The sequence below is a fragment of the Bacteroides sp. MSK.20.82 genome, from assembly GCF_019052485.1.
Classification (GTDB): Bacteria; Bacteroidota; Bacteroidia; order Bacteroidales; family Bacteroidaceae; genus Bacteroides; species Bacteroides thetaiotaomicron.
The window spans coordinates 175,592-200,939 of the sequence record NZ_JAHQUN010000002.1; the positions used below are offsets into that span (position 1 = coordinate 175,592).

General features: G+C 42.8%; 24 protein-coding genes. 16 read left to right on the forward strand and 8 right to left on the reverse strand.

Annotated features, from left to right (window positions below; genetic code table 11):
• Positions 1-5 precede the first annotated feature (5 nt).
• The 3 genes from KTR07_RS02755 to KTR07_RS02765 are packed head-to-tail and all read left to right on the forward strand — an operon-like array spanning position 6 to position 3,976.
• Positions 6-1,634 carry a SusD/RagB family nutrient-binding outer membrane lipoprotein gene (locus KTR07_RS02755; RefSeq protein ID WP_113748718.1) on the forward strand — a complete coding sequence of 543 codons (1,629 nt, stop codon included), beginning with the start codon at positions 6-8 and terminating at the stop codon, positions 1,632-1,634.
• Between the two features lie 12 nt (positions 1,635-1,646).
• A complete protein-coding gene (locus KTR07_RS02760; protein WP_181590421.1) occupies positions 1,647-2,804 on the forward strand; it encodes a glycoside hydrolase family 18 in 1,158 nt (385 codons plus the stop codon).
• Complete coding sequence (locus KTR07_RS02765; protein WP_011109247.1) at positions 2,801-3,976, forward strand: DUF1735 and LamG domain-containing protein; 1,176 nt, start codon at positions 2,801-2,803, stop codon at positions 3,974-3,976. The genes KTR07_RS02760 and KTR07_RS02765 overlap by 4 nt, the downstream gene beginning before the upstream one ends.
• Before the next feature lie 135 nt (positions 3,977-4,111).
• Here the strand turns inward: KTR07_RS02765 and KTR07_RS02770 are convergent, their stop codons facing one another.
• Positions 4,112-5,503, reverse strand: a complete 1,392-nt coding sequence (locus KTR07_RS02770; protein ID WP_011109248.1) for a DUF4419 domain-containing protein — start codon at positions 5,501-5,503, stop codon at positions 4,112-4,114.
• A gap of 212 nt (positions 5,504-5,715) precedes the next feature.
• On the opposite strand from KTR07_RS02770, the gene dinB reads away from it, so the two are divergent.
• From dinB to KTR07_RS02785, 3 genes are all read left to right on the forward strand, one after another.
• The gene (gene dinB / locus KTR07_RS02775; protein WP_008760075.1) at positions 5,716-6,807 is read left to right on the forward strand and encodes a DNA polymerase IV; all 1,092 of its coding nucleotides are present in this window, start codon (positions 5,716-5,718) and stop codon (positions 6,805-6,807) included.
• A gap of 386 nt (positions 6,808-7,193) precedes the next feature.
• Positions 7,194-9,128 (forward strand): heparinase II/III family protein, encoded by a 1,935-nt coding sequence (locus KTR07_RS02780; RefSeq protein ID WP_113748716.1) that lies wholly within the window; start codon positions 7,194-7,196, stop codon positions 9,126-9,128.
• Positions 9,129-9,186: 58 nt separating this feature from the next.
• Positions 9,187-9,888: a DUF4627 domain-containing protein gene (locus tag KTR07_RS02785; RefSeq protein WP_008764566.1), complete on the forward strand. Its 702-nt coding sequence runs from the start codon at positions 9,187-9,189 to the stop codon at positions 9,886-9,888.
• A gap of 65 nt (positions 9,889-9,953) precedes the next feature.
• On the opposite strand, the gene KTR07_RS02790 is transcribed toward KTR07_RS02785, so the two are convergent.
• On the reverse strand, positions 9,954-10,091 hold the full coding sequence (locus KTR07_RS02790; protein ID WP_008764567.1) for a hypothetical protein: 138 nt from the start codon (positions 10,089-10,091) through the stop codon (positions 9,954-9,956).
• A 326-nt stretch (positions 10,092-10,417) separates the two neighbouring features.
• Between KTR07_RS02790 and KTR07_RS02795 the strand changes: the two genes are divergently transcribed.
• The 4 genes from KTR07_RS02795 to KTR07_RS02810 all read left to right on the forward strand — a co-directional run bounded on the left by KTR07_RS02795 (position 10,418) and on the right by KTR07_RS02810 (position 15,663).
• Positions 10,418-13,135 carry a transglutaminase domain-containing protein gene (locus tag KTR07_RS02795; protein WP_008764568.1) on the forward strand — a complete coding sequence of 906 codons (2,718 nt, stop codon included), beginning with the start codon at positions 10,418-10,420 and terminating at the stop codon, positions 13,133-13,135.
• 83 nt (positions 13,136-13,218) lie between these two features.
• Positions 13,219-13,656, forward strand: a complete 438-nt coding sequence (locus KTR07_RS02800; RefSeq protein ID WP_008764569.1) for a hypothetical protein — start codon at positions 13,219-13,221, stop codon at positions 13,654-13,656.
• Between the two features lie 346 nt (positions 13,657-14,002).
• The gene (locus tag KTR07_RS02805) at positions 14,003-14,434 is read left to right on the forward strand and encodes a hypothetical protein (protein WP_062695555.1); all 432 of its coding nucleotides are present in this window, start codon (positions 14,003-14,005) and stop codon (positions 14,432-14,434) included.
• A 14-nt stretch (positions 14,435-14,448) separates the two neighbouring features.
• Positions 14,449-15,663, forward strand: a complete 1,215-nt coding sequence (locus KTR07_RS02810; protein ID WP_008760081.1) for a sodium ion-translocating decarboxylase subunit beta — start codon at positions 14,449-14,451, stop codon at positions 15,661-15,663.
• Positions 15,664-15,709: 46 nt separating this feature from the next.
• Here KTR07_RS02810 and KTR07_RS02815 read toward each other — a convergent pair whose 3' ends face one another.
• The 4 genes from KTR07_RS02815 to KTR07_RS02830 all read right to left on the reverse strand — a co-directional run bounded on the left by KTR07_RS02815 (position 15,710) and on the right by KTR07_RS02830 (position 18,831).
• Positions 15,710-16,459, reverse strand: coding sequence for a copper homeostasis protein CutC (locus KTR07_RS02815; RefSeq protein ID WP_008764571.1), 750 nt, complete (start codon positions 16,457-16,459; stop codon positions 15,710-15,712).
• Between the two features lie 122 nt (positions 16,460-16,581).
• A complete protein-coding gene (gene rny / locus KTR07_RS02820; RefSeq protein ID WP_008760083.1) occupies positions 16,582-18,117 on the reverse strand; it encodes a ribonuclease Y in 1,536 nt (511 codons plus the stop codon).
• Positions 18,118-18,233: 116 nt separating this feature from the next.
• The gene (locus KTR07_RS02825) at positions 18,234-18,524 is read right to left on the reverse strand and encodes a cell division protein ZapA (protein ID WP_008760084.1); all 291 of its coding nucleotides are present in this window, start codon (positions 18,522-18,524) and stop codon (positions 18,234-18,236) included.
• Positions 18,525-18,537: 13 nt separating this feature from the next.
• Positions 18,538-18,831: a hypothetical protein gene (locus KTR07_RS02830; protein ID WP_011109256.1), complete on the reverse strand. Its 294-nt coding sequence runs from the start codon at positions 18,829-18,831 to the stop codon at positions 18,538-18,540.
• Positions 18,832-19,865: 1,034 nt separating this feature from the next.
• Between KTR07_RS02830 and KTR07_RS02835 the strand changes: the two genes are divergently transcribed.
• Positions 19,866-21,101, forward strand: coding sequence for a site-specific integrase (locus KTR07_RS02835; RefSeq protein WP_117981146.1), 1,236 nt, complete (start codon positions 19,866-19,868; stop codon positions 21,099-21,101).
• 18 nt (positions 21,102-21,119) lie between these two features.
• The gene (locus tag KTR07_RS02840) at positions 21,120-21,482 is read left to right on the forward strand and encodes a hypothetical protein (RefSeq protein ID WP_217315034.1); all 363 of its coding nucleotides are present in this window, start codon (positions 21,120-21,122) and stop codon (positions 21,480-21,482) included.
• 63 nt (positions 21,483-21,545) lie between these two features.
• Here the strand turns inward: KTR07_RS02840 and KTR07_RS02845 are convergent, their stop codons facing one another.
• Together KTR07_RS02845 and KTR07_RS02850 are read right to left on the reverse strand one after the other, a co-directional pair.
• The gene (locus KTR07_RS02845) at positions 21,546-21,845 is read right to left on the reverse strand and encodes a helix-turn-helix domain-containing protein (protein ID WP_028898378.1); all 300 of its coding nucleotides are present in this window, start codon (positions 21,843-21,845) and stop codon (positions 21,546-21,548) included.
• A 38-nt stretch (positions 21,846-21,883) separates the two neighbouring features.
• Positions 21,884-22,162 (reverse strand): helix-turn-helix domain-containing protein, encoded by a 279-nt coding sequence (locus KTR07_RS02850; RefSeq protein ID WP_004364380.1) that lies wholly within the window; start codon positions 22,160-22,162, stop codon positions 21,884-21,886.
• A 223-nt stretch (positions 22,163-22,385) separates the two neighbouring features.
• On the opposite strand from KTR07_RS02850, the gene KTR07_RS02855 reads away from it, so the two are divergent.
• The 4 genes from KTR07_RS02855 to KTR07_RS02870 all read left to right on the forward strand — a co-directional run bounded on the left by KTR07_RS02855 (position 22,386) and on the right by KTR07_RS02870 (position 25,326).
• The gene (locus tag KTR07_RS02855) at positions 22,386-22,724 is read left to right on the forward strand and encodes a helix-turn-helix domain-containing protein (protein ID WP_028898380.1); all 339 of its coding nucleotides are present in this window, start codon (positions 22,386-22,388) and stop codon (positions 22,722-22,724) included.
• Between the two features lie 3 nt (positions 22,725-22,727).
• Positions 22,728-23,039, forward strand: a complete 312-nt coding sequence (locus KTR07_RS02860) for a helix-turn-helix domain-containing protein (protein WP_028898381.1) — start codon at positions 22,728-22,730, stop codon at positions 23,037-23,039.
• Positions 23,040-23,206: 167 nt separating this feature from the next.
• A complete protein-coding gene (locus tag KTR07_RS02865) occupies positions 23,207-23,410 on the forward strand; it encodes a helix-turn-helix transcriptional regulator (protein ID WP_028898382.1) in 204 nt (67 codons plus the stop codon).
• Between the two features lie 5 nt (positions 23,411-23,415).
• On the forward strand, positions 23,416-25,326 hold the full coding sequence (locus KTR07_RS02870) for an ATP-binding protein (protein ID WP_117981147.1): 1,911 nt from the start codon (positions 23,416-23,418) through the stop codon (positions 25,324-25,326).
• Positions 25,327-25,348: the final 22 nt, after the last annotated feature.

Genomic DNA, 25,348 nt, shown 5'->3' on the forward strand with positions numbered 1-25,348 from the left:
GACCCATGAAAAAGATAAATCAATATAAACTATTAGCAGGAATTTGCGCTTTGTCGCTCTTTACTGCTTGTGACTTCGAAGAGTTAAACACCAATCCGTTCGAGATGACCGACGAAATGGGTATAAGAGATGGTGTTGCTGTCGGAGGTGCTGTAACAGCGATGCAAAGAGCTGTAGTCACCGTAGGAACTCAGGCTGACGATACGGAGGCCATCAACCAGTATCAGGTTGCATATAATCTGTCAGCCGATTCGTGGAGCGGATTTTTCGGACAGAACAATAACTGGTATAGCGGCAGTAATAATACTACCTATTACTTGCAGGACAATTGGGTGGCGGCTACTTATACCAATTCATATACGACACTGCTGTCTTCCTGGAAAAAGATAAAACAAGAATCCGAAAAGACCGAAACACCGGAAATCTTTGCTTTGGCTCAGATTCTGAAGATATCTGCATGGCATAAAACGCTTGAATCTTTCGGTCCTATTCCTTACACCCATGCAGGAGAACCTGCACTGGTGATACCTTTCGACAGCGAGCAAGTTGCATTCAATGCCATGTTTACCGATCTGACAGCTGCTATCGACATTTTGACTGTGAGAGCGGAACAAGGGGCAACCATTGTTGCCGATTATGATGCCGTATATGCCGGTGATACGAGAAAATGGGTGAAATACGCCAATTCACTGATGTTGCGTCTGGCAATGCGTATCAGTTATGCGGACGAAACGACAGCACAGAAATATGCCCGCCAGGCTTTGAATCATACATTTGGAGTGATGACTTCGAAATCAGACGAAGCCCAGATGAGTACCGGAGCCGGAATGGTCTTTCGTAACAACATCGAGTGGCTGGCCAATCAGTATAATGAGTGTCGCATGGGCTCTTCCATGTTTTCTTATTTGTTGGGTTATCAGGACCCGCGTCTGAGTGCTTATTTTGAAGCTTCTCCCAGTGCGTATGCGGTAGCGGCTTTTGACGGGAAAAACTATCAGGCGGTGCCTCCCGGCAATGCCAATCAGCAAAATACGATTTATACCGATTTCTCCAAGCCCAATATTACCTCGAACACTCCGACTTACTGGATGCGTGCTTCCGAAGTTTATTTCCTGAGAGCTGAGGCTGCGTTGAGATGGGGAAGCGAATTTGGTGATGCGGAAGCACTGTACGAACAAGGAGTTGCCACGTCCTTTGATGAAAATGGTATCAGTTCGTCTGTAGACGACTATCTGGCTTCCGGATTGACTCCGATTGCCCATAATATGAGAGCCTCCTATTACAGTTACAATGCTGCGGCTCCTACTACTGCGACACCTGCCTTCAGCGGTGGAACGGAAGAGAAACTGGAGAAGATCATGATTCAGAAGTGGATTGCATTGTATCCGAACGGTCACGAAGCATGGACTGAGTGGAGAAGAACCGGTTATCCGAAACTGAATCAGGTGCAGACCAACCGCGGACAGGGCGTTACTCGTGAAGGTGGTATTCGTCGTATGGTGTATCCTGTAAGTTTCTATCAGTCGGCAGAGGATAGAGCTAATTATGAAGAAGCATTGAAGCTCTTGGGCGGTCTTGATAAAGACAAAGCAACAACTCAGTTGTGGTGGGATTGTAAAAATCAAATCTATTAAACTATGATTCATATGAAAATGTTAAGACGAATATTATATATACTTCCTGTTATAGGGATAATGATTGCGTCGTGTGTCGATATAGAGAGCAAGGATTTTGAACATATCGGCGGTTACAACACGATGGACAATGAAGAAAGTGCACAGTATTATGCCGATCTTCGTGCATGGAAGGCAACCAGTCAGGGTTACGGACGTCCTATTTTCTTCGGATGGTTCAGCAACTGGTCTCCCGAAGGGCCTATTCGTAAAGGATATCTGGCTTCTTTGCCAGACAGCATCGACATGGTATCGATGTGGAGTGGTCCATTCGGCTTGAATGAAGCGAAACTGGCTGATAAGGAGATTTTCCAAAAGAAGAAAGGCGGTAAGATCACGGTTTGTTACATTTTGCATAATATTGGAACTGGTATTACGCCTGCTTCCGTTTCAGAAAAAGTACAGGCGGAAAACCCGAATGCTTCCAGTGAGGAAATCACGGAACTGGTCAATAAGGCAACAGAAGCTTATTGGGGATTTACCAGTGGAGAGAAAGGTGCTGAAGACCATATCGCAGCCATTCAACGCTATGCCAAAGCATTGGTAGACACGATTGTTGCGACTGATTATGATGGTCTGGACATTGACTGGGAACCCGATAATGGTGGTGACGGCGGAAGATATGTAGGCAGTCTGAAAGACCGCAGAGGTGGTCCGCGTGGTGAGTTTCTGCATTATCTGGTAGAAGAGATAGGAAAATACTTTGGTCCGATGGCAACCGAGCGTCCGAATGGTAAGTACTACTATTTTATGATTGACGGTGAAATATGGAACTCTAACAAAGAATCTGCTCCTTATTTTGACTATTTCATCACTCAGGCATATGGTGACTCCAATCTCGATCGAAGAGTGAGTACCTTGCAAAGCTGGTGTGGAGAATATTACGACTATCGTAAGCACATCTTTACAGAGAACTTTGAGTCATCCTGGACTACCGGTGGTGTACTTTTGACTCAGGCTGCTTATAACCATGCCAATGGTCCGAAAGGTGGCGTCGGTGCTTTCCGACTTGATAATGACTATGATAATGCCCGTGATTACAATTTTGTGCGTCATGCTATACAGATCAATCTGCAGGCTTATCAGGAATATATGGACAATCAATCTAATGAAAATACAGAACAGCAATGAAACGTATCAAAATCTTATATGCAGGTGCACTAGTTGCATTGTCTTTCTCTAGTGTGGGTTGCAACGACAGCGAAAGCGATCTGTTGGAACCGAAACTTTACTTTGAAAGTAATGTGATAAGAGTGGAAGTTGAAGCGGATACCTACGAGTGCGAATTGGTGTCGCGGCTTTCAACGATGGTGAAGAGTAATGTAAATGTGAACTATCAGGTAGGAGGGCAGGACCTTGTGGATGACTACAATCATAAACACGGGACGACCGGACAGCTTCTGGCGACTGATAACTATGAAATGACAGGAACTTCTTCGACCATTAAAGCAGGCGAACTGTATGCTGATCCCTGCGGATTGTCGGTAAAGAACATTACCAAGGGGGAAGACGGGGTAACGTATATTCTGCCTGTAATAGTGAACAGTACGGACATTGAAAAGATAAGCAGTTCGAGCGTTACTTATATTGTAGTAAGGAAACCAATTATTATTGATAAGGTATACCGTATCAATCCGGGCTGGCTTGATGTACGTCTGCCGACTGCTTATAAAACAATGGGTTCTGTCACCTACGAAGCATTGGTTTATGCCGAACGTTGGAAGAATCTGGGCACCATTATGGGCAATGAAGGTACTTTGATTATGCGTACCGGTGACTTGAATCATCCTGATAACGAGCTTCAAATGGCCGGAAGTGTTGCACTTCAGATGCCCGATGTATCTATATTCCTGTTGAATCAGTGGTATCATGTAGCGTTCACTTACGATGCTTCTGCGGGAATGGCTACTCTTTATCTCAATGGAGAGAAAATAGCAGAAAAGACGGTAGGCTCACTGACATTCGACTTGAACGAACGTTTCTGCATCGGTTATGCTTATGACTATGACCGGAATCGTAAATGGAACGGATTTATGAGTGAGGTTCGTTTATGGTCGGTAGCCCGTACTGCGAATCAGATTCGTGAAAATATGATGTTTGTCGATTCAGGTTCAGATGGTCTGGTCGGTTATTGGAAACTGAATGGAGAAGATATCGAACAACGGGACGGAGTGTGGTATGTGCTCGACCAGTCACCGAATCATAATGACGCAACTTCCAATAATGGTTTGCGTGGTGAAACCGGTGGTAGTCAGTCTTTTGTAGAGCCGACGGTAGTAGATATGAGGGTTCGGCTTGAATAAATATAGGTTTGTTTTCTAGGTAGATTAAATAGCGGGGGCTGAATTCTCAATGCAGAATTCAGCCCCTATTTTTTATTTATATGAAATCCTGATTATTTCTTTTATGTTTCTGTGAATTACTCGGTAATATTTTTGTTATATTCTACTTCCGTTTATCTTAATGTCGGTATTGGGAAATAAAGTTTTGATACGTTGCATCTCTTCTTTAGTAATTCTGCCGGATAGCTTCAACCTTTCGATTTTCACTTTTGACAGTTCGTCCGGTATATCAATTTCATTAATAAAGGTAAGCTCCAACTGTTTTATTTCTTCAAGTTTCAGCAGGACGGAAGGGAACTCTTTCACTCTAAGGTTGATACCCCTGCCTTTGGCATCGGCTTTCAATCTGTTTATGAGTCCGGTGTTGTCTGTGTTTTTCTTTTTGACCATCCAGCCAATTTGTGGTCTCAGTGCAAAATTCTCATTGTTTTGTTTGAGTCCGATGAAACCGGACCACAACTCCAGTGGTGTTTCAATTACGGTGTCATTGTATGCTTCAATATACTTTAAATCAACTTTTACTATCTCGCTCGGAAGCTTTTTACGACCCACAATCTGTTTTAGATTATTTCTTTTCCCCTCATTGTCGTAAGGAAAGAATTTAATGATCCATCCATCAAAAGTCTCGGGAGCTCCGCATGACTTTGGCGAATGACATTTAAACATATTGCGCCAAAACTCTTGGTTTATTGTTCCTTTTGATGCCTTCACAAACTCCTCCAAAAGAGGTTCAAGTTGTGAAATCCACCATTCGAGTTTATATTCTTTTAGTCCTCTGGCTTTATTTAAAACTTTTTCCCAGTCTTGTGGTGTCCCTTCAAGCGTGATTTCCGGAATACCGCAAACAATCATTATGGTGATAAACTCGAAGTATGATTTTACCGTTTCCATTATTGTTATTTCAGAAACAGTCTTTTCCAAAGAGGTCGTTGTAGAGAAATTACAAGTGAGTGTTTCAACCAAATGGCCTCCTACCTCTTTTCTTATCTGTTCCGTAAACTGCGGGAAAATTTCTTCCCATAAAAGACTCGGGTCTTTCAGTTTCTTATGGGATTGTACAATTAAAGATTCCTTTCCGGAGAAATTTACAAAATATTTTCTCAAAGACTCATGGTTGGCATTCACATGTTGGGCAAAACCTTGATTAATCAGTAGCCAAATCATATCCGGAGATAAAACGAACGGCCTATGATCTGCATAAGCCTGATACATACCGCAGAAAAAAGAATTATACCCGAAGTATAATAAACTGTCAGGAGATTCACTCTTGGCTATTACATTAAATGGAGGTTTCCAGATGTCTTTTTCTGTAATTCGAATGGTTGATTCATTGTCAAATAGCATCAGATATCTGTAGATTTCATCAGGGGAAGTCACGGGATATAATTTTTCGGGCTTGGAGAGTTGTTCAACTTCAAAAGTAATTCCATTTTGAGCAACTATGGAAGTGCTGCATAGAATGAATAAATAGAATAGTAGTTTTTTCATAATACTAAATTTACTTTATGGTTTGTATTTCAAATATTTTCCTGTTGATAGATTATAGATAACAATATACAAATATAGTATTATTAGAAATGGAATCGCTATGATATCGAATCTTTTTTATGTCCTGTGCTTCTAAAAAAATAGGCGCGTATTATTTTAGAGGCTGTTTATTCGGAAAATTATAGTAAGTTTGCTATGGAATTTGAATACAAGTGTTTCAGCGTAAGATAATACATATCGATATGGACGCCTTCTACGCTTCTGTAGAACAGCGTGATCATCCGGAACTTCGTGGCAAACCCTTGGCGGTGGGACATGCCGAGGAGCGGGGAGTTGTGGCAGCAGCCAGTTATGAAGCCCGTCGTTACGGGGTCCGTTCCGCCATGTCTTCTCAGAAGGCGAAACGTTTATGTCCCCAGCTTATTTTTGTATCCGGAAGAATGGATGTTTATAAGTCCGTCTCCCGTCAGATACACGAAATCTTTCATGAGTATACCGATATAATTGAGCCTCTGTCTTTGGATGAGGCCTTTTTGGATGTTACGGAGAATAAGAAAGGAATCTCTCTGGCAGTTGATATTGCAAAGGAGATAAAACTTCGTATCCGGGAACAGTTGAACTTGGTTGCATCTGCCGGAGTCTCCTATAATAAATTTCTTGCAAAGATTGCATCGGACTATCGGAAACCGGATGGACTATGTACCATACATCCTGACCAGGCGCTGGACTTCATCGCCGGACTTCCGATTGAATCTTTTTGGGGAGTAGGACCTGTGACAGCAAAGAAGATGCATTTGCTTGGTATTCACAATGGTCTTCAATTACGTAAATGCTCGCTCGAAATGCTGACGGCCCACTTTGGAAAGGTGGGGGCGCTCTATTATGAATGTTCGCGGGGGATTGACGAGCGTCCGGTTGAGGCAGTTCGTATTCGGAAGTCTATCGGTTGTGAACGAACGCTGGAAAGAGATATATCGGTTCACTCTTCCGTTATCATCGAATTGTATCATGTAGCGGTAGAATTAATAGAACGTCTTCAACGTAAAGAGTTTAAAGGAAATACATTAACTCTGAAGATTAAGTTTCATGATTTTAGTCAGATTACCCGAAGTATTACGCAGTCGCAGGAGTTGTACACATTAGACCGCATCCTTCCACTCGCTAAAGAGTTATTGAAAAGTGTGGAGTACGAACAGCATCCTATCCGCTTGATCGGGCTTTCTGTTTCCAATCCGAAAGAGGAGGCGGATGAACAACATGGAGTTTGGGAGCAGCTCAGTTTTGAGTTTAGCGATTGGGAATAAAGTTCAGGTTTTACCATCGGTGGAAATTTTATAGAAGCTCAAATGAAGTTTCTGTTTATAATAAACGACCGCTCCTTTGGGGCAAACCGAGCAGTTGTTTGAGTCAAATTAAGCGGTCGTTTGATATGAAATGACCGCTTGATTGTATCCAATCAACAGGATGTTTTTCAAACGGAGCGTCTGTTTACTCTGAATGAAGGCTCTGTTTGCCCTAAATAGAAGGTCTGTTTGCTTTGAACAGAGCGTCTGTTTCACGAGAGGGCTGAGAGCTTCTGAATGTACTTTTTTTGAAGTCTGTACTTTTTTGTCATGAGGTTCGTATGATTTGCTCACCTTACTTTTTGAGAGATGCGTTATCTTTGCCATGCTTAAATGAATAAAATACCATGAATCGAATGAAGCATTTAATTTGTGTTTTTCTGTTAGCTGCCTTTGGAAGTTTCTCTTTCAAAGCCAATGCCTATACGGAACGCGACCTGCTGCAAAAAGCGGCAGATGAAACTACGTTGAAAAATGTGCTGGTAATGAAACAGGCATGGGTACCTTATCCGGCCTATACTGATCGTGCTGCTTGGGACTCATTGATGGGGCCCAACAAGCAGCGCCTTATCGCGGCAGGCGAGAAGCTCCTCGATTACAAATGGCAACTGATCCCTGCTACCGCCTATCTTGAATATGAGCGGACCGGTAATCGTAAAATCATGGAAGTTCCCTATGACGCCAACCGTCAGGCATTGAATACGCTGATGCTGGCAGAACTGGCGGAAGGCAAAGGACGCTTCATCGATCAGCTGCTCAACGGAGCTTATATGAGTTGCGAAATGAATTCATGGGTACTGTCTGCTCACCTGCCCCGGCAAAGCAGCAAACGTTCTCTTCCTGATTTCCGCGAACAGATCATTGATCTTGGTTCCGGCGGATATGGTGCATTGATGGCTTGGGTGCACTATTTCTTCCGTAAGCCTTTCGACAAAATCAATCCGGTGGTTTCTCTGCAAATGCGCAAAGCTATTAAGGAACGTATCCTCGACCCTTATATGAACGATGACGATATGTGGTGGATGGCGTTCAACTGGCAACCGGGTGAGATTATCAATAACTGGAATCCTTGGTGCAACTCCAATGCTTTGCAGTGTTTCCTTTTGATGGAGAACAATAAAGACCGTTTGGCAAAAGCTGTATACCGTTCGATGAAATCGGTAGATAAGTTTATCAACTTTGTGAAGTCTGACGGCGCTTGCGAAGAAGGGACTTCTTATTGGGGACACGCGGCAGGTAAACTTTATGATTATTTGCAAATACTTTCTGATGGTACAGGTGGTAAAATATCCCTGTTGAATGAACCGATGATCCGGCGTATGGGAGAGTATATGTCCCGTTCTTATGTCGGTAATGGTTGGGTGGTGAACTTTGCCGATGCTTCCGCGCAAGGTGGTGGCGATCCTCTACTGATCTATCGTTTTGGTAAAGCGGTAAACAGCAATGAAATGATGCATTTTGCCGCTTATCTGCTGAATGGTAGAAAACCGTATGCGACCATGGGAAACGATGCATTCCGCTCGCTCCAGTCTCTGCTTTGCTGCAATGATCTTGCCAAAGAGACTCCAAAGCATGATATGCCGGACGTGACTTGGTATCCCGAGACGGAGTTCTGTTACATGAAGAATAAGAATGGAATGTTCGTGGCTGCCAAAGGCGGATTCAACAACGAAAGTCATAATCATAATGATGTGGGAACGTTTTCCTTATATGTGAATACAATTCCCGTAATCCTTGATGCAGGGGTAGGTACATATACCAAGCAGACATTTGGTAAAGACCGTTACACCATTTGGACAATGCAGAGTAATTATCATAATTTGCCGATGATTAATGGTATACCGCAGAAATACGGACAGGAATACAAAGCGACAAATACCATTTGCAATGAAAAGAAACGCATGTTCTCTACTGATATTGCTGCCGCCTATCCGTCGGAAGCAAAAGTGAAAAGCTGGATTCGGTCGTATACACTGGATGACCGGAAACTGACGATTACCGACAGCTACACGCTGGATGAGGCCGTAGCTCCCAATCAGGTGAATTTCATGACTTGGGGCAATGTCACTTTCCCGTCCTTGGGCAAAATTCAGATTGAAGTAAAGGGGCAGAAAGTGGAACTGGACTATCCGACTCAGTTCAAAGCCGAACTGGAAACAATCCAATTGGACGATCCGCGCCTCTCTAATGTATGGGGTAAGGAGATTTATCGCATCACACTAAAATCAAACGAAAAGAAAGAATCTGGAAATTATAAGTTTGTTATTCAACAAATAAAATAGGATTCAGCAAGCAGAGTGAAAATAAGAAATAACGTATAAACAATAAAATCGCAGTAAGATGAAAAAAGTATTATTAGTTAGTCTTTTGGCTATCGCAGGAGTAAGCGTGAGTGCGCAGAATCTGATCAAAAATGAAAAGTTTGCTACGGAAGTAACGAACAAGGTAACCAACCCTAACAAGGCTACGGCAGGTGAGTGGTTCATTATGAATAATGAGGCGGACGGAGTGACAACAATCGCTTGGGAGCAGACCGGAGATGCCAAGTATCCGAACGCGATGAAAATAGATAATTCGGGTGCTGAGAAGAATACATCCTGGTATAAAGCATTTCTTGGTCAACGTATTACAGACGGCTTGGAGAAAGGTATCTACGTGTTGACTTTTTATGCAAAAGCAAAGGAGGCAGGAACTCCGGTCAGCGTATATATCAAGCAGACGAACGAGGAAAAAAATGATAACGGTAAACTGAACACTACTTTCTTTATGCGCAGGGATTACGATGCTGATGCCCAGCCGAATGCTTCCGGTGCACAGTACAACTTCAAAATCAAGGATGCCGGCAAATGGACGAAGGTGGTTGTTTACTATGACATGGGACAGGTAGTGAATGCTATCAGCAGTAAGAAGTCAAATCCTGCTCTGGAAGTGTCCGATACGGATGATGACGCTGCTATCCTGAAAGACTGTTACGTGGCTATTCTTGGACAGAATAAGGGTGGTGTAGTAGAAATCAGTGATGTGACTTTGAAGAAGAAATAAAAAGAAAGAGCGGAGAACCAGTGTGGTTGCTCCGCTCTTTTCATGATATATATTAGTGTGTTTAATTACATGGCTGGCTGCTTCGTCAGCAGTTTTTGAAGTTTACCATTCAAGGTTTGGCACATAGCACCGTTTCCCATTGCTTGATAACGTTTAATACGGTACTGTAACATCATGATTTTTTCATTTGCATTCTTTTTCATAATTTGTTTCCTCTTTTTTTGCCCTCCACGTTTTGAAGAGCGGTTTTACATCTTGTTTTCTTTATTAACACTGCAAAGATACAAAATGTTTTTGAATTATATGCTGTAAAACATAAAAATCTTCTTTTTCTTCTGATTTTTCTTTTTATAAGAGGTTCGGACACGGAGATGTTACAAACCTGTTACAATTTTCCCGTTCTCTTTCCTTGATGACAATATTATTCTTATCTGTCACATTTTTATATACTTATCTAGGCATTCAGAAAATATTCTTGTATTTTTGTGAATCAGCAATCTTATTATCTAAAAATAAACCAAACACTCTTATGAAGACATTCATTCATCTTTTATCCGTTCTTATCCTGTCTGTTGTGCTGTATGCCTGCAACAACGCTCATTTTCTGAAAGAAGAGAATTATCGGAATCAAGTGACCGAAGACTTTGAACAGAAAAAGCAGGCACTTCCTCATGGAGACCTGTTTACTGTTTTTTCGAATCCTGACTTGTCTGTATATGAGCAGGAAGCTCTGATGTTTCTCTATGCTTATATGCCGATAGGGGATGTGACGGATTATTCAGGAGATTATTATTTGGAGAATGTTCGCTTGTCCGGGCAGACGCGTACTGAGATGCCTTGGGGAGATCAGATTCCGGATGAATTGTTCCGGCATTTTGTGTTGCCTGTCCGGGTGAATAATGAGAATTTGGATGACTCACGTCGGGTGTTTTATGGAGAATTGAAGGATAGGGTGAAGCATCTGTCCATGAAGGACGCTATTCTGGAAGTAAATCATTGGTGCCATGAAAAGGTAGTCTATCGTCCAAGTGATGCACGTACCAGTTCGCCGTTGGCATCGGTGAAGACAGCGTATGGGCGTTGCGGAGAAGAATCCACATTTACTGTGGCTGCGTTGCGTTCGGTGGGGATTCCGGCACGGCAGGTATATACTCCCCGTTGGGCGCATACGGATGATAATCATGCCTGGGTAGAAGCGTGGGCGGATGGACAGTGGTATTTCTTCGGAGCTTGCGAGCCCGAACCGGTTTTGAATCTCGGATGGTTCAATGCTCCTGCCAGTCGCGGGATGCTAATGCATACAAAGGTGTTCGGTCGCTATACCGGTCCGGAAGAGATTATGCTTGAAACGCCGAATTACACGGAGATCAATGTGATAGACAATTATGCGCCTACTGCCAAAGCTACAGTGACGGTGACGGATACGGAAGGACATCCGGTATCAGGTGCAAAAGTGGAATTTAAGATATACAATTATGCTGAGTTCTATACGGTAGCCACGAAATATACCGATGCCGAAGGTAAAGCCTTCCTCACTGCCGGCAAGGGAGATATGTTGGTATGGGCATCCAGGGATGGAAAATTCGGATATGCTAAACTGTCGTTTGGAAAAGAAGATGCTTTGAAGTTATCTTTAGATAAGAAAGAAGGTGAAAGCTATACACTTCCGATGGATATTGTTCCTCCGGTAGAAGGGGCTAACCTTCCCGAAGTAACTCCTGAACAACGGGCGGAAAATGACCACCGGATGGCACAGGAAGATTCGATCCGCAATGCATATGTGGCAACGATGATGACAGATGAACAGGCAAAAGAATGGGTGAACGGACTATACGGGAATATATTGCAACCTGAAACTATGAAAGATAAGTTGGCAGCTTTTCTGGTTGCTTCGCGTGGAAACCATCAGACATTGAAGGATTTTCTTTCAGCTATCAGAAAGGAGAAAAAACATATTTCATGGGAGGAAATGCGGGGTATGTGGTTATTAGAGAATATCTCGGCAAAAGATCTTCGTGACGTGACACTCGATGTACTGAACGATCATCTGAAAAACACATCAGATGGAGAAAAAACGGACGCTGATCTGGTGAAAAGGGCGTTGCTCAATCCTCGCATAGCGAATGAGATGTTGACTCCTTATAAAAAGGTACTTTATGATGCAATTTCTGAAGCAGTCTTGAAATCGGCACCTGTTGATGCTGCTCATGATGCCAAAGCATTAATAGAATGGTGCAGAAAAGAGATTAAGATCGATAACGAACTGAATTCTCAGCGGATTCCTATTTCTCCGATGGGAGTATGGAAGTCGCGTGTAGCTGATGAGAAGTCCCGTGATATATTCTTCGTAGCAGCTGCCCGGAGCATAGGGATACCAGCCTGGATTGATGAAGTGACCGGGAAGGTTCAATATTTAAGCGATGGGCTTTCTCCGCAGGATGTCAACTTTGAGACTTCGCGGTCCACACAATCTCGTACCGGCATGTTGAAAGCCAGCTATACTCCGATACGTTCTTTATCCGATCCTAAATACTATTCTCATTTCACTATCTCCAAGTTTAAGAACGGCACGTTCCAACTGCTCAATTATGACGAAGGCGATGTAGATATGGGTGGTGGTGCTACGTGGTCAAATCTCCTGAAAAACGGAGTAAAGCTGGACGAAGGTTATTATATGATGGTGACCGGAACCCGCCTGGCTAGTGGTGCGGTACTCTCCAATACCACATTCTTTACTATCGAACCGGATAAGACGACTACTGTTGACCTTGTGATGCGTGAAAGTAAAGATCAGGTGCAAGTGATCGGTAATTTCAATTCCGAAGCTACCTATCGTCCGGTAGGAGGTACTGACCTGCAAAGTATCCTGCAAACCTGCGGACGCGGCTATTTTGTGGTTGCTGTTCTCGGAGTGGGGCAGGAGCCTACCAATCATGCTTTAAGAGATATTGCGGCTTTGCGCAGCGAGTTTGAACAGTGGGGACGTAAAATGGTCTTTCTTTTCCCTTCGGAAGAGCAATATAAAAAGTTCAACACCCATGAATTTAAAGATCTTCCCTCTACCATTGTTTATGGCATTGATGTGGATAACAGCATTCAAAAACAGATTGTTGATGCGATGAAGTTGAATCAATCAACCCTGCCTGTCTTTATCATTGCCGATACCTTCAACCGTGTGGTCTTTGTTTCTCAAGGATATACGATCGGTCTGGGAGAGCAATTGATGAAAGTAGTACATGGATTATAAAGAGGAGCCAGAGTGCAATAATCGTTAATTCTTACCATTAATACATTGTTATTGGAAAAGAATGATTACGTTTGCAGCAAATTATGGCAAAGTACATTTTTTGCATATTAGCATTCGCATTTCTGGCTTTGGGATTTACTCATATTTCCAATAAAGAATTGCAGGGATTTCAGAAAGAAACTGAGGTCCCGGCAATTGATATGCAATACAATGCGGGAGCAAATTGCAGTGTCTCTTCTGCCGGTTTCGATAAATCATGTAAAGATACTCATTCATTGCTGACTGACGGAACTTACGGCAGTAAGGTCAGTGACTGCATTTTTGATAACTTATCTTTTCCTAGAAGCATTGTTCCTTTCAAGAATCTGAGATTTAATACAAATACTGCAATAATACAGATATTGAGCTCACTGAATACGTTGCTTCCGGAGGAACGTCTGAGCCATACCTGTTTTGATGTCAATTACACTAAATATTCGTGTAAATACTACGTCTATACATTAGCCCATATTCTTATTTAGGCTGTATTATTTTCCATTGGCAGGGTGAGGTATATCTTTTCTCTCTGCCCCTCCTTTTATTTATTGTTCCTATAAGCGTGTGATATATTTCCCGGATACCTAATCAAGTATCGGGATCAGGATATTGTGTTTTCGTTGTGAAACGGGAGTTACGTCGTATAGAAGCAAAGATGTATACCGAAGTGATTCAAGCAAATAACATCTGCCGATTGTTTCTATATGGGTGATGAGGAGTGCCCAATGGGATTTAACTTTCATGTGTGTCTAAATTTTAATAATGATTTACCATTGGGCGCCTCTTCTTTTTTTTGAATATTATATTATAAAACCTATATTTTTTATTGCTATGATTGATTTATTAATATCTACTTTCGCTATGATGGGGCTCACCTTTCTCATCGGTTTTTTTGTTGCGGCAGTCATCAAACTGATTGCTTATGCGGCAGATTCTTTTTATTTTTATAGTTCTCACCGTCTGGAGCTGCTGCGGTTACATCGCTGGCGACAACACCGGCAGAAAGTAGAAAGGCTTGTCAGACAGATACCTCTTCCGGACGAAGGGACTTTAGGAGATTATCGCGAAGATTTCAGCCGTGGAATCAATCGGAATGTTTCTGGCTATTCCGGTTATTATCATGGAGTAAGTCCGGGTGCGTCGGAAGAGAACCTGATGGATTATTATTATCCGCGGGATACACGTGAGTTCTTTCTCAAAGAAGAAGAACTGGCGCATGTCAACAAGAAAAATACAAAGAAATCTACTACCAACAAACAATAAAATGACGTTTATTTATGGAAAATATTGATTTTGCCACCCTCTTTCAGGGTATCGGCACAATGATGGAAAGCGGCTGGTTACTGGCTTCTGCCAGAGTCTTTCTGGTACTTCTCGGTTTGTTACTTATCTATTTGGGTTGGAAGGGAGTGCTCGAACCTATGGTTATGATTCCGATGGGATTGGGCATGGTAGCCATCAACTGCGGAACATTGATGATGCCGGACGGTACATTAGGTAACCTCTTCCTCGATCCGATGCTTTCGGATACGGATGACCTGATGAATACGATGCAGATAGACTTTCTGCAACCTGTCTACACGCTGACTTTCAGTAACGGGCTTATAGCCTGCTTTGTCTTTATGGGCATCGGAACTTTGCTGGATGTGGGCTTTCTGCTCCAGAAACCGTTTGCGAGTATATTCCTTGCTTTATGTGCCGAACTCGGTACGTTCCTTACCGTGCCCATCGCTTCCGCGCTCGGACTGACTTTAAAGGAAAGCGCATCTGTTGCTATGGTAGGTGGTGCAGACGGTCCGATGGTGCTTTTCACTTCGCTGGCTCTGGCAAAACATTTGTTTGTTCCTATTACAGTAGTCGCTTACCTGTATTTGGGGCTGACGTACGGAGGGTATCCATATTTGGTCAAGCTATTAGTGCCCAAACGTTTCCGTGCCATTAAGATGGTGACTAAGAAGGCGCCGAAGAACTACGATGCCAAAGTGAAACTGGCTTTCTCTGCTGTTCTTTGCGCAGTACTTTGTTTCTTGTTTCCGGTTGCCTCTCCATTGTTTTTCTCCCTGTTCCTGGGCGTTGCCGTTCGTGAATCCGGTATGAAGCATATTTATGACTTTGTCAGTGGTCCGTTGCTCTATGGCTCGACCTTTATGTTGGGAGTGTTGCTGGGCGTACTTTGCGATGCACATCTGTTGCTCGATCCGAAGATTCTGAAATTGCTGGTATTAGGTATCGTTGCACTTTTACTTTCCGGTATCGGAGGGATTATCGGAGGATACATCATGTACATTGTCAAACGGGGAAATTACAATCCGGTGATCGGTATCGCAGCCGTTAGTTGCGTACCTACCACCGCAAAGGTTGCCCAAAAGATAGTAAGCAAAGATAATCCCGATTCATTCGTATTGGGAGATGCCTTGGGAGCCAATATCTCAGGAGTAATCACCTCGGCTATTATTACCGGTATTTATATTACGATTATCCCTTATTTATAAACAGGTATGCTATTGCAGGACTATAAATCGCTGTTTATCGCAGTTTTCAGCTTTTTATAGCCTGAATAGTATTTATCACTCTTTGGGCGGTGGTTACATTTCGTTCGTATTCGTCGATATGTACAGTGCCGCCCATCGATACTGATTCGTTTTTATACTTCATATCGCTCTTGATGCTTTCCCGTGCGGAGAAATGAAACTCCTGTATTCCGGTTTCCGAAGCAATACGGACGATATTCTTTTCGTTCACGCCACATCCGGCAAGCAGGATAATTCTTCCGGAAGCCTGTGTCTGCAATGTTTTTAGCAGGGGGATTCCTAGTTCGGCGGTAGCTTGCTGACCGGAAGTGAGGATACGGTTACACCCCAGTTCGATAATCTGCTCCAAAGCCTTTTCAGGATCACGACATACATCAAAGGCACGGTGAAAAGTCACTGATAACCCTTGTGAGGCTTTCATTAACTCTTGCATTACAGGAAGGTCGATTTCCCCATTTGCCGTCAGACAACCGAATACCACTCCGTCAGCTCCCAACTGCCGTGCCATTTCTATATCTTTCAGCATCGTTCTCACTTCGATGGGAGAATAAAGAAAATCCCCACCCCGCGGGCGGATAATGACATGCAGACGAGTCGTTGTCAGCATGTCGCGTGCTGTCGATATCTCTCCGTAAGAAGGAGTTGTCCCGCCTTCCGGAATACCTGCACATAACTCTACCCGGTCGGCTCCGCCTGCCTGTGCTGCCAGACAGCTTTCTACGGAATTGGCACAGACTTCAAACTGGTACTTTTTCATAAGCTGATGCTTTTAGACTGCATGCTGCTACGTGATGCTGCAAACATGAGAAGTGAATGATGATAAATTGAAAAAGGGCGAATTGCTTCGCCCTTGTATTGAATCTTCTTTTGAATATTTACTTATTTAGCGAAGCTAACCGCACGTGTTTCACGGATAACGGTAATCTTCACCTGTCCCGGATAAGTCATCTCGTCCTGAATCTTCTTGGCGATTTCACCGGACAAGCTTTCTGTCTGCTTGTCATCGATCTTATCCGCACCTACGATCACGCGGAGTTCGCGTCCTGCCTGAATAGCGTATGTCTTGGTCACACCCGGATAAGCCATAGCCAATTGTTCAAGATCGTTCAGACGTTTGATGTAAGCCTCTACGATTTCGCGGCGTGCGCCCGGACGTGCACCGGAGATAGCATCACAAACCTGTACGATAGGAGCCAGCAGACTGGTCATTTCCGTTTCGTCGTGGTGAGCACCGATAGCATTGCAGATATCCGGTTTTTCTTTGTATTTCTCGGCAAGTTTCATACCCAGCAATGCGTGCGGCAATTCCGGTTCTTCATCGGGCACTTTACCGATATCATGCAGCAAACCTGCACGTTTTGCCTTCTTCGGGTTCAGTCCCAGTTCCGATGCCATCACAGCACAGAGATTGGCTGTTTCACGGGCGTGTTGCAACAAGTTCTGACCATAAGAAGAGCGATATTTCATCTTACCGATGATACGGATCAGTTCCGGATGCAGACCGTGGATACCAAGGTCGATTGTTGTCCGTTTACCGGTTTCGATAATTTCTTCCTCTACCTGTTTGCGTACTTTGGACACCACTTCCTCGATACGTGCCGGATGGATACGTCCGTCTGTCACCAGTTGGTGAAGAGCCAGACGGGCAATTTCACGGCGAACCGGGTCAAAAGCGGAAAGAACGATTGCTTCCGGAGTGTCGTCTACAACGATTTCAACGCCGGTAGCGGCTTCCAGTGCACGGATATTGCGTCCTTCACGTCCGATGATACGTCCTTTGATTTCGTCCGATTCGATATGGAATACCGTTACGGAGTTTTCGATGGCAGTTTCGGTAGCTACCCGTTGGATAGACTGGATAACGATCCGTTTAGCTTCTTTGCTGGCAGTCAGTTTGGCATCATCCATGATGTCGTTGATAAACGACTGTGCCTGCGTTTTAGCTTCTTCTTTCAGTGATTCGACCAGACGTTCTTTTGCTTCGTCGGCAGACAGACCGGAGATTGCTTCCAGTTTTTCTATTTCCTGATGTTGCAGTTTGTCCAGTTCTTCCTTCTTTTTGTCAACGATAACAAGTTGCGCCTCCAGGTTTTCCTTTACGGCTTCGGCTTCCAGCTTTTTGCGTTGGATTTCTTCCTGACGCTGGCTGAGCACCATTTCACGTTGTTTCAGTTTATTTTCCGCCTGCTGAATCTTTTGATTACGCAGTGCCACTTCCTTCTCCAAATCAGCTTTCTTGTTCAGGAATTTTTCCTTTACTTCCAGCAATTTGTTTTTCTTAATTACTTCAGCTTCTGTCTCCGCATCTTTCAGGACACTGTCGTACTTGGACTTCAACACGTACCGGAACAGTACGTATGAAAGGATTCCTCCTACGACGAAGCAAGCAATTGCTGTTGCTATTATTGCTATCATTCTTACATTAATTTAGTTATATAAATAAAAACGCACCGCCAAATATCAGAGCATACATTTGCTCGGATATTGTGCAGTGCGTGGTGTTTTCTTTATCAGTGAATGGCTCGGTGGCATTATTCTTTCTTAAAATAATCCTCCAGCAATTCCGTTAGTTCTTTTACCTTTTCCGTATACGGAGTGGTATCGTTACGTTGCATTAATTGCAGTTTCTCCAACGAGAACTGATAGGCTACCATGGCAATAATCTTTTCCGGTTCAAGGTTTTTATAGTATTCCCGGTACGCATTAAGCCTGATGTTTACCTGCTTGGCTGCTTCCCGTACCATTTCTTCTTCCTCTCGGTTAATGGTTAACGGGTAGTTTGAATCTGCTATTTGCAGGTTTATCTTTATCTTATCGTTCATACATCTTTCTTCTTTACTCGTTCAATAAAGCGATGCATTTATCGACTTCACGCACTAATTTTGACAATCGCAGCTTCGTCTCTTTTACGTCGCTGCCGTTAAGGCTGATTGCCGTAGCTGTTTTTAGGTTTGTATAGTTGACTTCCAATTCATCATACTGAGCTTGCACCTTCTCGTTCTTCAACTTTTCGTTTTCAAGAAGTTTTCTCAACCCGGCATTTTCACGCTTTAATTCATCGTGCAAATACATTAAATGCCGTAGCTGCGTTTCAAAGGTACTCAATAACTTTTTTTCTTCTTCTGTCATCACTACACCAAAATTGTACACAAAAATACGATTAACTCTGATATTACAAAAACTTTTCGGGAGAAAATGTGCTTTTTAGCCTTAAAATAGCGGAATACGTGGGCAAAGGGGATGAATTATGGAAGAGTATGCGTATAAATCTTTTCTTTATGAACAGCTTGTCGGAGGTGAAAAATGCAAAAATGCAGAAAATGCACTCCACAATTTTTCCACACACAGGCGCGCGTATATAATATAGTTTACGCGTATTTAGTTATGTTCGTGTGTGTATGTGTATGCGCGTGCGCTTACGTGTGTGCGTGTGTTAGGGAGGCCCCCGAAAAAGTGCATTTTTGCATCGGTTAATAACATAGCGCTTTGGGGAGGCTAAAGCTTAGCTTTACGACTCCTAAAGCTAAGCTTTAGCTCACACAAAGCGCCGCTTTGTATTTTCAGCCGGATTGTTTCATTAATCGCATGACTTCATATTCTCTTTTTTCGGCAGATTCTAGCCGGTAAATCTTTCCATCCACACCGGAGGCACCTTCTAAATAAACTCTTCTTTTTAGTGGTTCCGTTCATCTGATTCGTTCATAAAATAATGTGATTTCTATTATTATTGAGTTCTCTGTCGGTGGATAATCAAGAGATGAAATGAATCATTCTGTTGAAGGATTATATCCTTTTTTGCTGAAAATCTATCCTAAACGGTCAAAAAATGAGCGGACATAGCAAATGATTTGTGGGTCAGTCAGTTCTGAATGTTCGACCATTCTGGGAAAAACCGCCAAAAGACGAACTTTTGCCAACTTTGGACAGAGCAGCGTTACTAAAACATTACCCTATATCTAACTGGGAAGGAATGGCAAAAACGGTAACGAATGGGCTAACCCCCAACTGAAATCTTCTGCAAAGATAGCTCGATTAAGGGACAATAGGAAGAAAAAAGGCAAAAAAATGAATGCTTGGAATCTTTCCCGTCAAAGTACAATGAATTGCGTATCAGCGGATAACCTGACAATAAATAGTTTTGTAACTTATAAAGAGTCAGAGTTATGCGAAGTACGTTTAAGGTTCTGTTCTACCTCAAAAAGAACGCCCCTAAGAAAGACGGTTCCGTTCCCGTGATGTGTCGCATCACCATCGACGGAACCATTGCACAGTTCAGCTGCAAATGCGACATCCTCCCCAATCTATGGGATGTCAAGAGTAACCGGGCGTCGGGAAAGAGTGCCGTGGCATTGGAGACCAACCGCTTCTTGGATAAAATCCGGGTGGGTATCAATGCCAAATACAAGGAGATTGCCGAAAGGGACAACTATGTCACAGCGGAGAAAGTAAAAAACGCTTTTTTGGGTCTGGAGATGCGGCACGAGACACTGCTGACGGTCTATGCCCAACACAATGAAGATTTTGCCAAGCAGGTCGATGCAGGCTTACGAAGCCAATCCACTTACGACAAGTATTGCACGGTCTATAAGCACTTGGAAGAATTCATCAGGACACGCTACCGTCTGAGCGATATTGCCTTGCGAGAGCTTACTCCCGCATTCATCACGGACTTTGAGATTTTCCTTCGCACGGAAAAACAGTGTTGCAACAATACCGTATGGATTTACATGATGCCTTTGCGCCGAATGATTACCATTGCCCAAAATCACGGCTGGATAGTTCGAGACCCGTTCGTGGACTACAGTATCTCCGCCGAGAGTACGGAAAGGGATTATTTGACCAAGGACGAGATACGTCAAATGATGGATTTGAAGTTTCGCCGCAAGTCAATGGAGTTGGTGCGTGACCTGTATGTATTCTGCTGCTTTACCGGCTTGTCGTTTACCGATATGAAGAACCTGACCAAAGACAATGTGCAGACTTCATTTGACGGTAAGTTGTGGATTATGACCAAGCGACAGAAGACAGGCGTGGAATCCAACATTATGCTGATGGACATTCCCATGAGGATTATCGAAAAGTACGACGGTATGGCAAAGGAAAATTATCTCCTGCCCGTTCCGCAGTACATTACCGCTCGCAAGAACCTCAAAACAATCATCGGGCTTTGCGGAATAGAGAAGAACATAACGTGGCACACCAGTCGCCATACCATGGCAACGGAAATTTGTCTGACCAATGGAGTTCCCATTGAAACGCTTTCCAAGATGCTCGGGCATACCAATATCCGCACGACACAGATTTATGCTAAAATCACCCACGAGAAAGAGAGTCAGGACATGAATACCCTTTCCGACAAGTTAAGTAAGATAGAGCAATTCAGCGATATCACCATATAATGAAAAGGAGGACGCACGATGAAAAGAGAAATCATAACCATTAGCGGGAATGGAGACATACACATCCCGACTGCTCCCGTTTGGATGTCAGTTTGCGAGATTGCCGACCTGCTCGGGGTTTTCTCCGGCAAGGTGAACGCACAAATCAAAACGATATTCAAAGAAGGTCTCCTGATGGAGGCGGAAGCGATGAGAACAATCCGCTCTGAACAAGGATTTATTGATTTGTACAGTATGGAAATGATAACGATGCTGTCGTTTCGTATAGCCACGCCAGAGGCAAAGGCTTTGCGAAGATGGATAATAGGAAAACTTTCGGAGAAGAAAGTTTCATCTCCACCTATGATAATCTGCTATACCGTTGGCGGACGGCTTTGTTAAGAGGAGTGCGAATAAAAGGAGACAGGCTGTGAGATAAGATTTCTCGCAGCCTGTCTCCTTTCATCATTCTTCAAATCGTGGATGGTAGTTTTCCTGTAGCAATTTCTCTACCTCCTCTTCTTTATAGAGGACTTTCCCTCCTAATTTGACAAACGGGATACGCCCCATATCGCGATAGTCTTGCAGGGTGCGTCGATTGACATGCAGCCGTCGGGAAAGTTCCTCGTCCGTCAAATACCGCTGCCCTTGGAGCATCGGTCTGTTTCTTTTCCTCAGAGCGTCTATCCCTTTTATCATACGGTCGGAGGCATTGAGGAAGTGCATAATTTCTTCGTCATTCTTGGTCTTAACATTATTACTCATAGTTCTACTTTGGATTTAATGGTGATTAAGATACTGTGTCACGGAGAGACCGACTTGTCTATCAGTTTCTGCACGTCCTCCGGTTTATAGTACATCTTGTAGCCTATCTTTGTATAGGGTAAAGTCCGGTTACTCCGATAGGTTTGCAGTGTACGCAAGCTGACGTTCAGAATTTGGCAGACGTCTTGGTTGTCCAACCATTTGCCCATTCTCTTCTCGTCCGATTCCCGACAGAGGGCATCGACCTTGGCAGTCAGGATGCGGAAACGCTCCATCATCGCCTCATACGTTTTCTTCTCGATTGCTATTACTTCCATGTTTCAATTTTTAAGTTTGGATATTACGATATGCAAATTTAATGACAGCGTATGTGAGAAAGAGACACTTTCATATAACTGCGTGCTTGTGGCTTTGATATGACAGCCAGTGTCTTCGGACTTGAATGCCCGGAAATAAAAATCTCTATTCAGTACATATTTAGCATACAATCCGAACGATTTTAATGTCCGAACTTTGCACCATAATCAAATAAAAAGAGCGATGGATGTCATTACGATTGAAAGTAAAGCCTACCATGATTTGATGGGCAAGATAGAGAAGATACTCCGATATGTGGAGAAGGAGGAACAGGCGAAGGAGGAGTATGAAAACCGCTTGATCACCAACAAGGATTTAGCCGAGATACTCGGCATCAGCCAGCGCACCCTTCAGAGGCTGCGAAGTTCGGAACGTATCGGCTACAAGATTATTCTTGGACGATGCTATTACGACTTGAAAGACATAGAGGAAGCGATACGCAAGAAAAGCCTGTGCTGCAATCCTCAAAACATAAAAGAACTTAGACGGAATTTCCTACTTAAAACCAAGAGAACGAAATAGCGTATGGAACTATTGGACAGAGACACTTTTCTTGAATGGATGGAACGGATTATGACCCGTTTCGACCATCTGAAGCAGACCATTCCCGACATTCCCCAACGTCCGATGCTCAACGGCGAGCCGCTTTTGGACAATCAGGAGGTCTGCATGATGCTGCAAGTCAGCAAGCGAACCTTGCAGCGTTACCGGGATTCGGGAACGCTCCCATTCCATATCATCTACCACAAGACGTGGTATCTTGAATCGGAGATAACCGCCTTTATGAAGCACCATTTCACCGAGAATATGAAAAGGAAACGCAAAAGAAAAACATAGAAACAATCTTTGCTTTTTGTTTTGTACGCGTAAAATCCCGTCCCGTCGTGATGACGAGGCGGGATTTGCACATAAAAAATGATTTTCCTATTCAGAAATTAGGTGTATAGAGAATTATTCACTATTTTTGTAGCAAATTACACGCACTCATTTCTTTTGTAAATATGATGAGACTAAATAGAATAAAAGAAGTTCTTGAGGAAAAGGGCATTTCCCAAAAGTGGTTGGCGAAGGAACTTAATAAAAGTTTTAGTACCATAAACGCTTATGCTTGTAATCGACAACAGCCTTCTCTTGAGATTTTATATCGGATATCAAGAATATTGCAAGTAAAGACATCAGCCCTTTTAGTTGATAATGACTATAAATAGATACTATGAATAAGAAATCCGAACCCATATATCGCTCTCTTTTTGAAGAAGACTACCTTGTTAGAACGTTGAACAGTTCTATAACCAGCCAAGCTGATATTGCTTTGACAGAACTTGTTGCAAATGCTTGGGATGCTGGTGCTACAAAAGTAAGCATCTTCATTCCTGATGAATATGGAGAAATCCTTGTCGTAGAAGATGATGGAAATGGCTTGACAGAAGAAGAATTTCAACAACGTTGGATGACACTGGGATATAACAAACTAGCACATCAAGGCAAACAGGTTCTATTTCCAGATAAAAAGAAAAGAAGTCCTCGCATGGCTTATGGTCGTAATGGTATTGGCAGGCATAGCCTTTTATGCTTTAATGACGAATATCATATTGTCACTTCAAAAAACGGTAAAGAACTTTCCCTTACAGTTTCAACTAAAATAAAAGATCAAGCGATCGCAGTTATTGAACAAAATATCTCATCCTCTTCAAAACATGGTACAAGGTTGGAAGTTCGTGTTGAAAGAAACCTTCCAAATGTGGATAAAATCAGAGAAATAATATCCTCTCGTTTCCTACACGATCCCGAGTTTGTAATCGAAGTAAACAAACAACAGCTTTCCTTAGATCAAATGGAAGGGTTGTTGGATACGACTGAACTAACGACTCCCGATGGATATAACATTACAGCGAACTTTGTAGATTCAAAAAAATCGTCTCGTAAAAGTATTTATCAGGGAATTGCTTTTTGGGAAAGCGGTCGTTTGATTGGTATTCCATCATGGATATTAGGATCTGTTTTCTATTTAGACGGTCGAACCGCCCTTGCTAAGAGATATACGATCGTAATACAAAGCAATGAATTGGCAGAATTGGTCAGGGAAGATTGGAGTGGCTTCAAAAATACAAATGAAACCGAGAATTTGTACCGAACAGTTGCAGAGTATGTGAAGACAATGTTTGAACAAACAGCAAAGGCGAATTTAGAAGAAACAAAGGCTATTGTGAAGAAGGAATTGGCGACTAAATTAAAAGAAGCTTCTCCATTGGCTCAGTATGAGGTAGATGAAATCATAGAGAACATTTCGATAAATTCTCCTACAGCAACTAAAGAGACAATATCTATTGCTGTTGAAGCTGTATTAAATTTAGAGTCATCGAAAAATGGACAGGAACTTTTAATGAAACTCTCTCAACTTACGGAAGAAGATATTACCGGTCTTAATACGATACTCAATAAGTGGTCTGTAAAGGATGCCCTCACCGTATTGAGTGAAATTGATAGACGCCTATCCATCATTGAAGCAATAAGAAAACTTTCTAAAGAAAAGGACACGGATGAATTACATGTTTTACATCCTCTTGTAACCGAATCACGATGGCTCTTCGGTCCCGAATACGATACTCCCGAATATACCTCTAACAGACAACTTCAGACTGTAATGAGAAGCCTGTTCAAAATGGATGTTCAGAATGAAGTCGGGGTAAAAACAAATAGAAGACCAGACCTTGTCGTTTTAGCTGATAGTACCTCTCTTTCAATGACAGGTGTGGAAGAGTTTGGTGATAATGAGCTAGCTACAATAACCAAAGTTCTGATAGTTGAACTAAAACGAGGAGGCTTTGAAATAACAAGTAAAGAAAGAAATCAAGCTACTGACTATGTAGACAGTTTGATTGCATTGGGAATTAATACTGCAAAAATAACAGCTTTTGTCGTAGGAGATAAAGTGGCAAAAGGGTTACAACGTCAGTATCGTGCAGGTTCTAAAGATGAAGGAAGCATCTTCTTGACAGATTTTGACCAACTTGTTGATACTGCAGAGAAACGAATGTTTGGACTTAGGAATAAATTAGCAGCAATGTATGATGATATTCCCGGAATGGCTTTATATCAACAATCCAAATTGAAGTTGTTCTGAAATGGTATAAATTCTAAAAGGA

What these genes read in the sequence shown, in the direction of transcription:
- KTR07_RS02755 (WP_113748718.1), top strand. Translation starts at nt 6, where the DNA reads ATGAAAAAGATAAATCAATATAAACTATTAGCAGGAATTTGCGCTTTG.
- KTR07_RS02760 (WP_181590421.1), top strand. Translation starts at nt 1,647, where the DNA reads ATGAAAATGTTAAGACGAATATTATATATACTTCCTGTTATAGGGATA.
- KTR07_RS02765 (WP_011109247.1), top strand. Translation starts at nt 2,801, where the DNA reads ATGAAACGTATCAAAATCTTATATGCAGGTGCACTAGTTGCATTGTCT.
- KTR07_RS02770 (WP_011109248.1), bottom strand. Translation starts at nt 5,503, where the DNA reads ATGAAAAAACTACTATTCTATTTATTCATTCTATGCAGCACTTCCATA.
- KTR07_RS02780 (WP_113748716.1), top strand. Translation starts at nt 7,194, where the DNA reads ATGAATCGAATGAAGCATTTAATTTGTGTTTTTCTGTTAGCTGCCTTT.
- KTR07_RS02785 (WP_008764566.1), top strand. Translation starts at nt 9,187, where the DNA reads ATGAAAAAAGTATTATTAGTTAGTCTTTTGGCTATCGCAGGAGTAAGC.
- KTR07_RS02790 (WP_008764567.1), bottom strand. Translation starts at nt 10,091, where the DNA reads ATGAAAAAGAATGCAAATGAAAAAATCATGATGTTACAGTACCGTATT.
- KTR07_RS02795 (WP_008764568.1), top strand. Translation starts at nt 10,418, where the DNA reads ATGAAGACATTCATTCATCTTTTATCCGTTCTTATCCTGTCTGTTGTG.
- KTR07_RS02800 (WP_008764569.1), top strand. Translation starts at nt 13,219, where the DNA reads ATGGCAAAGTACATTTTTTGCATATTAGCATTCGCATTTCTGGCTTTG.
- KTR07_RS02805 (WP_062695555.1), top strand. Translation starts at nt 14,003, where the DNA reads ATGATTGATTTATTAATATCTACTTTCGCTATGATGGGGCTCACCTTT.
- KTR07_RS02810 (WP_008760081.1), top strand. Translation starts at nt 14,449, where the DNA reads ATGGAAAATATTGATTTTGCCACCCTCTTTCAGGGTATCGGCACAATG.
- KTR07_RS02815 (WP_008764571.1), bottom strand. Translation starts at nt 16,459, where the DNA reads ATGAAAAAGTACCAGTTTGAAGTCTGTGCCAATTCCGTAGAAAGCTGT.
- rny (WP_008760083.1), bottom strand. Translation starts at nt 18,117, where the DNA reads ATGATAGCAATAATAGCAACAGCAATTGCTTGCTTCGTCGTAGGAGGA.
- KTR07_RS02825 (WP_008760084.1), bottom strand. Translation starts at nt 18,524, where the DNA reads ATGAACGATAAGATAAAGATAAACCTGCAAATAGCAGATTCAAACTAC.
- KTR07_RS02830 (WP_011109256.1), bottom strand. Translation starts at nt 18,831, where the DNA reads ATGACAGAAGAAGAAAAAAAGTTATTGAGTACCTTTGAAACGCAGCTA.
- KTR07_RS02835 (WP_117981146.1), top strand. Translation starts at nt 19,866, where the DNA reads ATGCGAAGTACGTTTAAGGTTCTGTTCTACCTCAAAAAGAACGCCCCT.
- KTR07_RS02840 (WP_217315034.1), top strand. Translation starts at nt 21,120, where the DNA reads ATGAAAAGAGAAATCATAACCATTAGCGGGAATGGAGACATACACATC.
- KTR07_RS02845 (WP_028898378.1), bottom strand. Translation starts at nt 21,845, where the DNA reads ATGAGTAATAATGTTAAGACCAAGAATGACGAAGAAATTATGCACTTC.
- KTR07_RS02850 (WP_004364380.1), bottom strand. Translation starts at nt 22,162, where the DNA reads ATGGAAGTAATAGCAATCGAGAAGAAAACGTATGAGGCGATGATGGAG.
- KTR07_RS02855 (WP_028898380.1), top strand. Translation starts at nt 22,386, where the DNA reads ATGGATGTCATTACGATTGAAAGTAAAGCCTACCATGATTTGATGGGC.
- KTR07_RS02860 (WP_028898381.1), top strand. Translation starts at nt 22,728, where the DNA reads ATGGAACTATTGGACAGAGACACTTTTCTTGAATGGATGGAACGGATT.
- KTR07_RS02865 (WP_028898382.1), top strand. Translation starts at nt 23,207, where the DNA reads ATGAGACTAAATAGAATAAAAGAAGTTCTTGAGGAAAAGGGCATTTCC.
- KTR07_RS02870 (WP_117981147.1), top strand. Translation starts at nt 23,416, where the DNA reads ATGAATAAGAAATCCGAACCCATATATCGCTCTCTTTTTGAAGAAGAC.